The organism is Azospirillum sp. A26, assembly GCF_042604635.1.
GTDB lineage: Bacteria > Pseudomonadota > Alphaproteobacteria > Azospirillales > Azospirillaceae > Azospirillum > Azospirillum palustre.
In genome coordinates this window covers 2,010,434-2,023,160 of the sequence record NZ_CP170472.1, presented here as the reverse complement: position 1 = coordinate 2,023,160, position 12,727 = coordinate 2,010,434, and the positions used below count along the sequence as shown (strand labels likewise).

At 70.3% G+C, this 12,727-nt stretch carries 12 protein-coding genes; 5 read left to right on the top strand and 7 right to left on the bottom strand.

Going from position 1 to position 12,727, the window contains the following annotated elements:
* Positions 1 to 52 precede the first annotated feature (52 nt).
* Both pspB and pspC read left to right on the top strand, forming a co-directional pair.
* The gene (gene pspB / locus ABNQ39_RS10185; protein ID WP_109051986.1) at positions 53 to 280 is read left to right on the top strand and encodes an envelope stress response membrane protein PspB; all 228 of its coding nucleotides are present in this window, start codon (positions 53 to 55) and stop codon (positions 278 to 280) included.
* Between the two features lie 62 nt (positions 281 to 342).
* Positions 343 to 744 carry an envelope stress response membrane protein PspC gene (pspC, locus tag ABNQ39_RS10180; RefSeq protein ID WP_098739034.1) on the top strand — a complete coding sequence of 134 codons (402 nt, stop codon included), beginning with the start codon at positions 343 to 345 and terminating at the stop codon, positions 742 to 744.
* A gap of 79 nt (positions 745 to 823) precedes the next feature.
* Here the strand turns inward: pspC and ABNQ39_RS10175 are convergent, their stop codons facing one another.
* Positions 824 to 952, bottom strand: a complete 129-nt coding sequence (locus ABNQ39_RS10175) for a hypothetical protein (RefSeq protein WP_256379242.1) — start codon at positions 950 to 952, stop codon at positions 824 to 826.
* Between the two features lie 280 nt (positions 953 to 1,232).
* On the opposite strand from ABNQ39_RS10175, the gene ABNQ39_RS10170 reads away from it, so the two are divergent.
* The gene (locus ABNQ39_RS10170; protein ID WP_376957417.1) at positions 1,233 to 1,799 is read left to right on the top strand and encodes an MAPEG family protein; all 567 of its coding nucleotides are present in this window, start codon (positions 1,233 to 1,235) and stop codon (positions 1,797 to 1,799) included.
* Here ABNQ39_RS10170 and ABNQ39_RS10165 read toward each other — a convergent pair.
* Both ABNQ39_RS10165 and ABNQ39_RS10160 read right to left on the bottom strand, forming a co-directional pair.
* Positions 1,738 to 2,703 carry a glycosyltransferase family 2 protein gene (locus ABNQ39_RS10165; RefSeq protein ID WP_376957415.1) on the bottom strand — a complete coding sequence of 322 codons (966 nt, stop codon included), beginning with the start codon at positions 2,701 to 2,703 and terminating at the stop codon, positions 1,738 to 1,740. The two genes, ABNQ39_RS10170 and ABNQ39_RS10165, sit on opposite strands and share 62 nt — an antisense overlap.
* Positions 2,700 to 4,109 (bottom strand): hypothetical protein, encoded by a 1,410-nt coding sequence (locus ABNQ39_RS10160; RefSeq protein WP_376957413.1) that lies wholly within the window; start codon positions 4,107 to 4,109, stop codon positions 2,700 to 2,702. The genes ABNQ39_RS10165 and ABNQ39_RS10160 overlap by 4 nt, the downstream gene beginning before the upstream one ends.
* Before the next feature lie 352 nt (positions 4,110 to 4,461).
* Here ABNQ39_RS10160 and ABNQ39_RS10155 point away from each other — a divergent pair, with 352 nt between their 5' ends.
* Positions 4,462 to 6,294: a right-handed parallel beta-helix repeat-containing protein gene (locus tag ABNQ39_RS10155; RefSeq protein ID WP_376957411.1), complete on the top strand. Its 1,833-nt coding sequence runs from the start codon at positions 4,462 to 4,464 to the stop codon at positions 6,292 to 6,294.
* A 131-nt stretch (positions 6,295 to 6,425) separates the two neighbouring features.
* Here ABNQ39_RS10155 and ABNQ39_RS10150 read toward each other — a convergent pair whose 3' ends face one another.
* From ABNQ39_RS10150 to hemC, 4 genes are all read right to left on the bottom strand, one after another.
* Entirely contained in the window at positions 6,426 to 7,775 is a 1,350-nt protein-coding gene (locus tag ABNQ39_RS10150; RefSeq protein WP_376957409.1) for a heme biosynthesis protein HemY, read from the bottom strand.
* Positions 7,772 to 9,568: a COG4223 family protein gene (locus ABNQ39_RS10145; RefSeq protein ID WP_376957407.1), complete on the bottom strand. Its 1,797-nt coding sequence runs from the start codon at positions 9,566 to 9,568 to the stop codon at positions 7,772 to 7,774. The genes ABNQ39_RS10150 and ABNQ39_RS10145 overlap by 4 nt, the downstream gene beginning before the upstream one ends.
* A 135-nt stretch (positions 9,569 to 9,703) precedes the next feature.
* Positions 9,704 to 10,474 (bottom strand): uroporphyrinogen-III synthase, encoded by a 771-nt coding sequence (locus ABNQ39_RS10140; RefSeq protein WP_376957405.1) that lies wholly within the window; start codon positions 10,472 to 10,474, stop codon positions 9,704 to 9,706.
* A 26-nt stretch (positions 10,475 to 10,500) separates the two neighbouring features.
* Entirely contained in the window at positions 10,501 to 11,439 is a 939-nt protein-coding gene (hemC, locus tag ABNQ39_RS10135) for a hydroxymethylbilane synthase (RefSeq protein ID WP_376957403.1), read from the bottom strand.
* A 157-nt stretch (positions 11,440 to 11,596) separates the two neighbouring features.
* On the opposite strand from hemC, the gene tsaD reads away from it, so the two are divergent.
* Positions 11,597 to 12,682 (top strand): tRNA (adenosine(37)-N6)-threonylcarbamoyltransferase complex transferase subunit TsaD, encoded by a 1,086-nt coding sequence (gene tsaD, locus ABNQ39_RS10130; protein ID WP_376957401.1) that lies wholly within the window; start codon positions 11,597 to 11,599, stop codon positions 12,680 to 12,682.
* The last annotated feature ends 45 nt before the right edge of the window (positions 12,683 to 12,727 follow it).

The following is a 12,727-nucleotide window of genomic DNA, read 5'->3' as shown; positions in this document are numbered from 1 at the left end:
GGCGGTGACGCCCCGCCCATTCCCCTCACGACAATAAGAAGGCCCGACGACCATGGGGTTCCTGGGTTTCGTCCTTGCGGTGCTGTTCCTGGTGGTGGTGGCGCCGGTCTGGATCGTCTTCCACTACATCACCAAATGGCGCTCCCAGCGCGGGCTGTCCGCGCAGGACGAACGGCTTCTGGCCGAACTGTGGGAAATCTCCAACCGGCTGGAGACCCGCGTCCATGCGCTGGAACGCGTGCTGGACGCCGAGGCGCCGAACTGGCGCAACAAGCTGTGACGGTGTCTCGCCGGCTGTAGCGCGCCTTTTCAGGCTGTGTCATTCAATTCTTGGGAGGAGTCATGGACCGCGCGTCCCCTTACGACTCGCCGAATCCGCACCGGCTCTACCGCGACCCGCAGCGCGGGGTGCTGGGTGGGGTGTGCACGGGCATCGCCGATTACTTCGGGATGCAGCCGGGCGTCGTCCGGCTGGCGATGCTGGTCGCCCTGTTCTTCTTTTCGGTTCCGCTGGTGATCGCCTACGTGATCGCGCTGATGGTGCTGCCGGTGCGTCCGCCGCAGCTGTACCGCGATGCCGAGGAAGAGGCGTTCTGGCGCACGGTGTCGACCAAGCCCGACCGCACGCTTGCCGGTCTGACCCAGCGCTTCCGCGACATGGAGAAGCGGATCGTCGGCATGGAAGCCTACGTCGCCTCGAAGGAATTCGAGTTGAACCGCGCGATCCGCGATCTGGATCGCTGATTGCCCCGGGATTACCCTTGGATTTCCCTGTGTCAGTCCGGTCCGCCGATCCCCGACCGGGGTCGGGGGGCCGGTGACGTCAGCGCCGCTGGCGGCGCCGGTCGCGGACGCGGATCGGAATCGGTTTGGGTGTCGGCATCGTGGCGATCAGACCGGCCAACGCCGCAGCCGTCGCCACCGCACCACCCAGCAGAACGAGATCCATCATAGGCCCTCCACCATCGAGATCCCCGCGTTCACCCACATGGTGAAGCAGATGGTTACAACATGGTAGCGAAAAGAGTGGCTGACAACATCTCCGACACTGCGGTCGCCCCCAGGTCATAACGATATGTCACACCGGTAGGGGACACCCGCGCCGGCGTCCAAGCCTTGATCCAAATCACGGACTGGGCCGTTATTGGTCGAAAGGACAGAGCGCCGTCTTTTCCAGATGGGAAGGGATGGCGCCTTTGTCGAATCCCCGCCTTGTGACGGAGCCCGCCCCGATGTCCGACAGCAGCCTTCCGCAACGCGCCTCCCGTCGGCGCAAATCCCTGCTCCGCGGTGCTTTGATGCTGAACGGGGCGTCGGTGGTGGTGACGGCGCTGCTGTTCGTCCTGCTGCTGTCGCTGGTGGCGGCGCCGATGGGGCTGAACGCGCCCGGTGCGCGGATGGCGCTGTGGGCCCGGCTGGCGCTGTGGCCGGCGCTGCTGCTGTTCGGCATGGTCGTCGGCGTGATGGCGATGCGTGGCCGCACCCAGGCCTTCAACCCGATCGAGGATCCCGAGTCGCGCGGCCAGCGTGTCTGCCAGCGGGTGCTGGCCAACAGCGTGGAGCAGTCCGCCATCTTCATCCCGGCTCTGGCCGCCCTGGTCGCCACCCTGCCGCAGCCCTCGCTGGGGGCTGCGGTGGTGGCGACCGGGCTGTTCGTGCTGGGGCGGCTGCTGTTCTGGGCGGGGTATCTGGTGCATCCCTTCGCGCGGGCACCGGGCATGGCGATGACGCTGACCGTCAATCTGATCGTGCTGGGCTGGGCCGTTCTGCTGCAACTGGGCGGGATGCAGCCCGGCTGACGGGCTTGTCCGCCGCCCTCTTTTCGGTTGGTGGAGCGCTGGCCGGAGCCGCGGTCTTCGCCAGATGCAGCCAGCGGTTATAGGCCTCCACACTGACCGGCGCCCGGTGCTTCCGCCCGATGCGGACGATCTCCGGCAGGGCCAGCAGCACCTTCAGGTCGGTCAGGCGCGGGCCGTTGCGCAGATTCTTCCAGCTGTTGCCGGCCCAGGTGCGGGCCAGCCGCCACGCCATCAGCGCGGAGGGGCAGCGCGCCACCTCGCGGATCAGGTCGTTGCGGTGGTTGTAGAAGCGCTCCATCCCCGGCTTGCGGCCCTTCTCGCTCTTGTCGTGGTAGACCATGATGTCGGGCAGGGCCACGACGCGGTAGCCGGCGCCGACCAGCCGCAGGCAGCGGTCCTTCTCCTCGCCCTGGCGGTAGAGTTCGGGCATGTAGAGGCCGACCTGTTCCACGGCGCTGCGACGCAGCAGATGGCCGCAGCCGACATACCAGGGCACATCGAACGGAGCGGCGCCCTTGGGGAAATAGACCAGCCCGTCGCGCGTCTCGATGTTGCAGGCGACGGCGGCGACCTCCGGATTGTCCTCCAGATAGGCGACGCAGCGGGCCAGCCCGTCGGGATCCTCGAACCAGCTGTCGTCGTCGACCGACAGGATGCAGTCGCCGGTGGTGTTCACGAAACCGAAGTTGCGGGCCAGGATCAGCCCGCCATTGTGCGGCTGGCGGACGTAGCGGACGGTGGGGAACTCCGCCCGCATCATCGCACCGGTGCCGTCGCTGGAGCCGTCGTCGATGACGATGATCTCCATCGGCGGGGTGGTCTGGGTCATCAGCCGGGTCAGCGCGATGCGCAGCTCCGGCCCGCGGTTGTAGGTGGCGATGACGGCGCTGACGCTCAGCGTCATGACGGCCTCCTTCCGACGTAGTTGGGCGGTGCCACCACCGGGCGAAGCGGGTCGTCATCCAGGATTCCCCAGGCGCGCAGCGCCCGTGTCAGCCCGATCCACAGCAGGATCGGCAGCAGCGAGAAGAAGCCGAACTTCACGATGGTGATGTTGCCGTCGCGGAACCATTGCAGGCACAGCGGCAGGAAGGCGCAATAGAACAGCACGGCATAGCGGTTGCGGAATCCGCTGGTCCAGAACCAGCGGTGCAGGCGGCCGAGGATCAGGCCGACCACCACCATGGTGACGACCATGCCGATCCAGCCGGCGCTCATCCAGCCGTCGCCGGGCAGCGAGGTGGTCAGGTTGTAGAAGACGCCGTAGTCGTTCAGGTCCACCCATTTCACCGGCGCGCCCACCGGCTTGCCCGGCCACAGCAGGCGCGGGATCGGCTCGGTGAACAGCTGCAGATACTGGGTGAACCAGGTGTAGGTCGCCGACTGCTTCGGCACCACCCACAGGATGTAGGCGAGGAAGTCGAAGTTGGCGAGATCCTGGCCGGCCAGCGCGTCGAGCGCCCGGCCGCTGCCGCTGCCGCCGTTGAACTTCAGCAGGACGGAGGCGGGCGCGTCGCCGGCCAGCACGTCGCGGAAGGCGTCGCGGTTGTTGCCCAGCACGGTGAACAGCCCCATCACCGGGATGGCCGCCAGCACATGCCACAGCCGGAACCATTTGGTGCGGCTGCGGTACAGCATCAGCAGCACCAACCCGAGGATGCCCATGATGATGGCCCAGCGGCCCCAGCCCAGATAGGCGCGGTAGGCGACGAAGCCGGCGAAGGGGATGAAGGACAGCGGGTGGAAGCGGCAGACCCAGATCAGCCCCAGCGTCAGCGGCAGGCCCATCGAATGGGCTTCCGCGATGTAGCCGGTGGTGTTGGTGTAGATCGGCTGGCCGGTCAGCGGGTCGCGTTCCATCTGCACGTCGCCGGTGCCGTCGAAGCTGGCGCCGCCCTGGCGCTGGACCGCCGAATAGATGGCGAGCGGACCCAGCAGCGCCGCGGTGGTCAGGAAGGCGACGATGTCGACGCGGTCGAAGGTGAAGACCGGCGCCGGCTCGCCGTTCGGGGTCCAGTCGGGCCGGACCAGACCGGCCCAGATGCAGGCGGCGGCGAAGGCGATCAACGCCACCGAACTGACCACCAGCGTCATGACGAACTGCTGCTCGCTCGGCCAGAATCCCATGAACAGCCAGACATCGTCGAAATGCTGGGTGTGGACCAGGACCGGCCGCATGACGAAGACCAGGGTGTGGAAGATCAGGTACAGCGTCAGCGGATGGAACATCGACGCGCTGCCGGAGCTGAGGTACACCGCGGTCACCAGCACCAGCACCAGGACCTGCGCGATCAGCGCCATTTCGATCATCGGCAAACCGTCCCCGGTTGTAGGCTCCGCCTGAACAGACGGGCACTCCGCAGGCAAACGGGTACGACCGGCCGGTCAGGCTAGGATGAAAAGCCAGCCTATACGTCCCGTCCCGGTCGGGCAGGTGTGCAGAGGGCGTGGCCCCTTCGCACCCGCACACCCCCTTCGCGCTTTTGCCGGTGCGGTTGGCCTGGGTCAGTCTCCCCCCTTCGGCGGCATCTGCCGCTGTCTTGGAGGAGGTTCTCCCATGTTCCGTTCCCAACCTCGTCTTCTGAGTGGAGCGGCCCAAATCCTGCCTCGGGTTCTGCTGACGTCTGCGTTTCTGCTGACTGCCGCCGGATGGGGGCCGGCTGTGGCAGCGGAGACGACCTTCTACGTCTCGCCCACCGGCAACGACCGCTGGTCGGGACGCCTGGCCCAGCCGTCGGCCGACGGGCGCGACGGTCCGTTCGCCACGCCGGCCCGTGCGCTGGCCGCCGCCAAGGGAAGCGGCCCGGCGACCGTGCGGCTGCATGGCGGCACCTATCGGCTGACCGCCCCGCTGGTGGTGGATGCGTCGCTGCCGGGGCTGCGGCTGGCCGCGGTGGACGGCGAGCAGCCGGTGCTGTCGGGGGGCGAGGCGGTCGGCGGCGCGCAGACGGCCAACGGCGTGCTGTCGGCGCCGCTGGCGCGCGATCCGGCGCTGGACGTGTCCATCGGCGGGCAGCGTCTGGACGCGGCGCGCAGCGGCGACTTCACGCCCGGCGATCCGCGCAGCGGCTGGTTCCCGGCCAAGGCGGTGCAGTCCGATCCCAAAAACCAGGGGAGCAAGCGGCAGATGCGGCTGCCCTCCGGCGTGCTGAAGGCCGGCTGGGCTGGGCCGGGGGTGCGGGCGCAGGCGCTGGACCGCGAACGGCTGTCCGACGATCTGCTGGGGGTGGTGTCGGCCGACCCCGGCGGGCTGCTGAGCTTCGACGGCGACGGGCAATATCCGTACCGCGACGGCTCGACCGTCCGGCTGCTCGGCCATCCCGACTTCCTGACGCGGCCGGGCGAATTCGCCTGGGACGCCAGGGCGAAGCGCCTGCTGGTGAAGCCGCCGACCGGGCTGAACGCCGCGGGGGCGGATCTCGTGGTGGCGCGGCAGCCGGTGCTGCTGCGGCTGGACAATGCCCGCAACGTGTCGGTCGAGGGGCTGACCTTCACCGACGTGCCGTGGGACGGCAACGCGGTGGTGGTGAAGGGCGGCAGCGGGACACGGGTCGCCGGCAACCGCTTCGCCCTGGTCGGCACCGCGGTGATGCTGGACGGCGCCAGCCGGACCGAGGTGTCGGGCAACCGGATGGAGCATCTCGGCCGGTCCGGCGTGGTGCTGGCCCCGGGCAGCAGCGACAACCGCATCCTCGCCAACCGCATCAGCGACATCGGCGAGGTGCGTTTCTTCAGCGGCGGGGTGATGGGCGCCGGCATCCGCAACACGCTGATCGCCCACAACGACATCCGGCGGTCGGCCCGCTACGGCATCTCGATCAAGAACTGGAACCCGCAGACGGTGAACAGCGACAACACCATCGAGTTCAACCGCATCCGCGACACCTCGCGCCAGACCGCCGACGCCGGCGCCATCGAGATGCTGGGCCGCAGCGGCAACGACACCCGCAGTTTCGTCCGCTTCAACGACATCCGCGACACCGGCGGCCTCGCCACCGATGCGCAGGGGCGCTGGCTGGCCCGCTACAAGGGGTTCGGCATCTATCTCGACGACATGACCAGCGGCGTGACGGTGCAGGGCAACCTGCTGGAGAACACCGGGATGGCGGCGATCTTCCTGCATGGTGGCGACAACAACCGGGTGGCCGACAACATCACGGTGATGAATGACGGCAAGGACCGCTTCCTGCGGCTGGAATGGGTGCCCAGCGCCGGACAGGCCGGGCGGATGCACGGCAATGTCGCCGACGGCAATGTGGTGGCCGGCCCGTCGCCGAAGGAGCAGCTCGTCAACAGCCTGTCGGGCGGCGAGTACCGCATCGACAACACCCGGCTGGAGAGTGCCGCCCCCGTTGCGGAGGCGGCCGGGGCCGCCAATGCCGCCAGGGCAGCGGCTCCGCCGGCCAACGCGCCTGCCGGGGGGCGTTTGCTTGACCGCCTGCTGGCGATGAAGGAGCTGCCGCTGGACCGCGTCGGGCCGGAGGGGATGCGGTAGGGTTGTGACACCCAATGGGGAAATGCTGGCTTCGGTGGACGGGAGACCGCTGACGCCAGCGTCTGTCCCATAAAGAAAAAGCGCCCTTCCCGGTGGGGAAGGGCGCTTTTTTCGTGCGTTGCAACGATCCCTTACACGGTCGCCGGACGGGCCAACGCCGGGGGGATGTCGGTCGGTTCCATCACCGGGACGGCCACCGTCGGGGTCTTCCAAGTCAGGCTGTCGAAGGCGCCGCAATGGCCGCACAGACCGCCCCAGTTGTGGCTGACCGCGCCGCAGGAGCTGCAGGTCCACACCGGATCCTCCGGCGCGTTGGCGGCCTGGGCCAGCCAGTCCTTCGCCGCCTCCTCGTCGTGGCGCTCGCCGCGGTCCAACTCGGCCATCAGGCGGTAGGCGCGGCGGGTCGGGCCGATCTCCATGGCGCGGTTCAGGTGCTGGCGCGCCTCGCCCCACAGCTGGGCATCGATGGCGGCCTGGGCGACGGCGAGGTGGGACTCGGCCGAATCGGGGGCCTGACGCACCAGCTTCTGGAACAGACGCACGCGGGTCAGCGCGTCATAGCTGGACACGATGGTCCGGTAGATGTCGGCCAGTTCCGGGTGCGGCGACTGGCGCCAGGTCCGCTCCACCACCTTGGCAGCCGGCTTCAGCCGGTCGGCGGCGACCTGGAGACGGGCCAGACGCACGGCGGCGGGGACGAAGCCCGGCATCATGTCGTGCGCCGCCTGGGCATGCGACAGGGCGGCGTCGGCGCGGCCGCGGCGCTCCGCCTCGAAGCTGCGCTCCAGCAGCAGGACGGCGCGGTGGCGGCGGCCCTCCTCGGTCGGGATCGCCCCGGTCTGGATCGCCTGTTGCAGGGTGCCCTCGGCGGCAGCCCAGTCGCCGGCCTGCGCCTCCAGGTCATAGAGCGTGCTGAGCAGCCAGGGCGTGTTGGGCTGGAGCCCGCGCGCCTTGCGGGCGAGGTTCAGCGCCTCCACCCGGTCGCCCGACTTGATCGCCTGGGTCAGCAGCCCGCGCATGCCGAGGAAGGCGGTTTCCGGCCGTTCCAGCATCGCTTCGAAATACTGACGGGCGGCGCGCTCGTCGCCCTGCAACTGGGCGGCCTGAGCCGACAGCAGCATGGTCAGCGGCGGCTCGTTCAGCAGGCCGTCGGCCTTGCGCGCCATCTTGCGCGCGGTCGGCGCGTCGCCGGCGGCGATGGCGACCATGCCCTGGGTCAGGGCACGGTAGCCGCGTTCGCGGCGGCGGGCCCGGCTGTGGCGGCGGAGGCGCTGGGGCGTGCGGATCATGCCGCGGAGCAGGCGGTAGCCCAGCGCGGCGATGCCCAGCGCCACCAGCGTGACCAGCAGGGCGACCCAGAAGGGCGCCTCGACGGCGTAGCCCAGCCAGTGGACGCTGACGGTGCCGGGACGGTCGGCGAGCCAGATCGCGGCGGCGATGACCACCGCGACCTTCAGAAGGAACCAGAGGGCGCGGATCATTGGGCCGTCCCCTTCCCGCCGGCGGCGGTGGTCATCAGGGCGATGGCGCGGTCGTTCAACTGGCGCGCGGCCTGATCGGCGGCCACGCGCGCCTTGGCGTCGGCCAGCCAGGGGGCGGCGGTCTGGGCGGCCGGACCCTGGAGGGTCGACAGCTCCTCCACCGCCTTGGCCAGATTGCCGGCGGCGAGAGCGGCCTCGGCACGGGCGACGACGGCGTCGGCGGTGGTGCCGACCACCCCGCCGCCCTCGCGGCGCACGGTGACCAGGGTGGACAGCTTGCCGACCGCCGAATCGATCCAGCTGTTGCCCTCGCCGCGGATTTCGGCGCGGACGATCTCGCCGGCCAGCGGCTGGAAGCGGTCGGTCAGCTGGGCGCGGGTCGGGATGCCCTTGGCGGCATAGGGCGCCACGGCGTCGAGCGGCTGGGTCACGCCGGCATCGGCGATGTTGAGCGCACGGACGGCCTGGAGGTCCTGCTGGAACGGCTGCCCGCCCGACAGCGAGGCGCGCAGCTGGCCGGCGGCCAGCACCAGCGCCTGGGCGGCGGTGGCGGCATCCTGCCGCTCGCTGACGGCCTGGTTGACGCTGGTGACCTGCTGCTTCAGCGAGTCGACCTCGCCACGCAGCTGCTGCGCGGCCTGGGCGTTGCCGGAGGCGGCGGTGACCTTCTGCTCCAGGGCGGCGAGGCGGTCGGCCAGCGCCTTCTGGGCCTCGGCGGCGCTGGCGGCGGCACCGGTGTCCGGGGTGGCGGCCGGGCGCTTCTCCAGCGCATCGATCCGCTGGGTCAGTGCGGAGACGTCGACGCTTGCGGTGCCGTTGCCGGCGGCGGCCGGACGCTGCTCTAGCTTGCCGACGCGGTCGGCCAGCTGCTGGATCTGCGAGCGCAGCGCCGGATCGGCCGGAGCGGGCGCGGCGCCGGAGGCGGCGGACGGCGGGGATGCCGGCCAGCCGGGCAGGGCCGGACCCCACCAGGGCTCCGACAGGGCGGCGGCGCCGACCAGCAGGGCCACGACCGACAGGGCGGTGGCGAAACCGCCGCCGGAGCGTGGCTCCTCGATATAGGACGGGGTCGGGGCGATGGTCGGACGCACCGGCTCGGCATCGGCGCTGCGGCTGTAGCCCGCGCTGCCGGTGGTGCCGGAGGGCGTCCAACTGGTGGTTGAAGAGGTCGTCTTCGTCCCGCCCGACTTGATGGACTCCGGCTTGATGGCGTCGGCCTTCGCGCTCTCGACCTTCTCCGCGCCGCTCTTCGGCAGGTCGCTTTTCGGCAAGTCGCTCAGGCTGTCGGTGGCGCCGACCGGCGTGGCCGGCGGGATCAGGGCGTCGGCGGATTGCAGCTCGGTCACCGCACCGGCGGTCGCGCTGGGGGCCGGGATGTCGGTGCCGGAGATGGCTCCGGGAATGGTGTCGGCCGGGGAGGCGGCCGGGATCGGCTCGACCACCGGAACCGCGTCGATCGTGGTGACGGACGCAGCGGCGGGCGGGATGATGACGGCGGCCGCGGAGGCATCCGTCGGACGGTCCTCGCTGGGGGTCGCCGCGTCCAGGTCGGCGTCGTCCAGCTTGATGCGGTGCTTGGCGGCGGCGGCGCGCAGGTCGGCATGGCGCGCCAGCGGGATGGCGCCGCGCTTCTTCCAGCCCTGCACCGTCGTCACCGGGGTGTCCAGCTTGTGGGCCATCGGGCGGATGCCGCCGAAACGTTCGACGATGCGGTCGACCGCCGCATTGCCGGTGCTGGCGCCGTCGCCGTCACGGTCGGTGCCGGGGCGTTCGGAGCCTGGACGAGAGGTCATGGGCTGTACCTTCGGTTCGCTGTTGTTCGTTGTAACGTCACAGCCCCCTGACCGGTCCCCCTCGTCCCCCGTACGGCTGACCCGACCATCCGAAAGCATCGGAGGCGTAAGCCGTACGGCCGGACCGCGCCGGTGTTACCCGGCGACCGGCAACAGATCGAGCAGAGAGTCCTGCTCCGGCCGAGCCGCCACCCGTACGCTTCGCCACGGCATCTCTCCCTGTCCGCCGTACGCACGGGCAGCCTCCGCGACCGCGGGGCTGAGGCAGAACGCATCGACCGTACGACAACAGTCGACCAGCCCCGCCTCGGCGAGCAGCCTAACAAAGGATGCCGCGGTACGGGGAGAGAAAAACAACACGCCGTCGAGTGCGGACGTACGCAAAAATGTCGCGGTATCGTCCGAGAGGGTTAGCGCGGGTACGGCATCGTACATCACGCTGCGCCGCAGCGTGAACCCATCCGCCGCCAGCAGGCCGGCAAGGTCGCCCGCCACCTTGCTTCCCGCCACATGCAGGAGCGTCCCGGCGGCCGGATCGCGCAGCGCCCGCACCCGCTCGGCCAGCGCGTACACGTCGCCCGAGGCGCTGTCGACGTGGCCGAAGCCGGCTACCCGCGCCGCCCGCGCCGTGGCGTCTCCGACGGCTTGCACCGGACGGTCGCGCCGGCTCGTACGTTTGGCGTATGCGCGTACGCCGTTTGCGCTGGTGAACAGCAGCGCTTGTACGTCCGAAAGGTCGGGTTCCGGCCCGTCGAGCCAGACCATCGACAGCATCGACTCCACCGCCACCGCATGGCCGAGCGCTTCCAGCCGGCGGACCAGCGGCTCGGCATCCTCGGCCGGGCGGGTCACCAGCAGGCGCGTACGGGGGGAGCGGCGGGATGGTTCGGGCTGCTTTTCCGTCATGCGGAAAACCTGACCGGAGCGGGGGATCAGTGGGGTGAGGCGGCGAAGAAATCGGGTGGCAGCTGTGCCCGGATCTCGGCGCCGGCATCGCGCCCCAGCGACTCGGCATCGGCCGACCGGCCGCGGCGTTCGGTCCGGAAGATGATGCTCCCGTCATGCGACAGCACCTTGGCACGCAGATGCAGCCCGTCGCCGTCCAGCATCGCCAGCGCGGCGATGGGCGTGCGGCAGGAGCCGTCCAGCGCAGCCAGCAGGGCGCGCTCCGCCGTGACGCGGACCATGGTCTCGGCACAGTTCAGCGGGGCCAGCAGGGCGCGGGTGGCGTCGTCGTCGCTGCGGATCTCGATGCCGATGGCGCCCTGGGCCACCGCCGGCAGCATGGTTTCCGGTTCCAGCACCGCGGTGATGCGGTCGGTCAGGCCGAGGCGGCGCAGGCCTGCCAGCGCCAGCAGGGTGGCGTCGACCTCGCCGGCGTCGAGCTTGGACAGGCGGGTCTGCACGTTACCGCGCAGCGGGAAGATCTTCAGGTCGGGGCGCAGTTCCAGGACCTGGGCCTGACGGCGCAGGCCGGCGGTGCCGACCACGGCGCCGGCCGGCAGATCGGCCAGCCCGCAGCCGGTGCGCGAGAAGAAGGCGTCGCGCGGATCCTCGCGCGGCAGCAGGGTGGCGATCTCCAGCCCGTCGGGAAGCTGGGTCGGCACATCCTTCATCGAATGGACGGCAAGGTCGGCGCGGCCGTCGAACAGCGCCTCCTCCAGTTCCTTGGTGAACAGGCCCTTGCCGCCCGCCTCCGCCAGGGTGCGGTCGAGGATGCGGTCGCCGGTGGTCTTGAAGACGACGATCTCGATGGCGCCGGGCGCGGCGAGATGCGGATGGGCGGCGATCAGGCGGTCGCGGGTTTCATGGGCCTGCGCCAGCGCCAGCGGGCTGCCGCGCGTCCCGATACGGAGCGGGTGGGTCGTCATAGGGCGTGTTCTAGGGGATCCGCGCAGCTTTGCAAGGATTCGTCTGCCCTCCATACGTAAGATTGAGGCGGATCAAATCTGCGGATCGAATGTCGGGCGCGCAGCCGCCCGCAACTCCATCCTGTACCCGGACCGCCAAGGCGGCTAATTTGGCGCCATGATCGTTCTTGGAATCGAAACGAGCTGCGACGAGACGGCCGCCGCAATCGTCACCGACGCGCGCGAAATCCGCGCCGACGTCGTGCTGTCGCAGTTGGACGACCACACGCCCTATGGCGGCGTCGTCCCGGAAATCGCCGCCCGCGCGCATCTTGAGCATCTGGACGGGTTGATCCGCCGCGCCATGGCCGAGGCCGGGATCGGCTTCGGCGACCTCGACGCGGTGGCGGCCACCGGCGGGCCGGGGCTGATCGGCGGCGTCATCGTCGGCGTGATGACCGCCAAGGCCATCGCCGCGGCGCGTGGGCTGCCCTTCGTCGCGGTGAACCATCTGGAAGGCCACGCGCTGACCGCGCGGCTGACCGACAATGTCGCCTTTCCCTACCTGCTGCTGCTGGTGTCGGGCGGCCATTGCCAGTTGCTGGCGGTCGAGGGGGTGGGGCGCTATCGCCGGCTCGGCACCACCATCGACGATGCGGTCGGCGAGGCGTTCGACAAGACCGCCAAGCTGCTGGGGCTGGGCTATCCCGGCGGGCCGCTGGTGGAGAAGGCGGCGGCGCGAGCCACAAACCCGGCCCGCTTCGAGCTGCCGCGGCCGATGCTGGGGCGTCCGGGCTGCGACTTCTCCTTCTCCGGGCTGAAGACCGCGGTGCGGCGTCATGTGGAGGAGTTGGGCGGCATGTCGGGCGGCGTCCTGTCGGATGCGGATCGCGACGACCTCGCCGCGGCCTTCCAGGCGACGGTGGCGGAGGTGCTGGCCGACCGCTGCGCCCGCGCTATCCGCCGCTTCCAGGAGGACCATCCGCAGGGTGGCGCCCTGGTGGTCGCCGGCGGCGTGGCGGCCAACAAGGCGATCCGCAGCCGCCTGTCGATCCTGGCGGAGACGCATCGCATGCCGTTCGTCGCCCCGCCGCTGCGCCTGTGCACCGACAATGCGGCGATGATCGCCTGGGCCGGGATCGAGCGCTTCCGCATGGGCGAGAGCGACCCGCTGAACTTCGCCCCCCGTCCGCGCTGGCCGCTGGACCCGAACGCCGCGCCGGTGATCGGGCGCGCAGGCGTGGGGGCGGGGGTGAAGGCGTGACGAGTGTGCGCATACCCCTCTGTTTCTTATGCGTGAGTAAAGCTC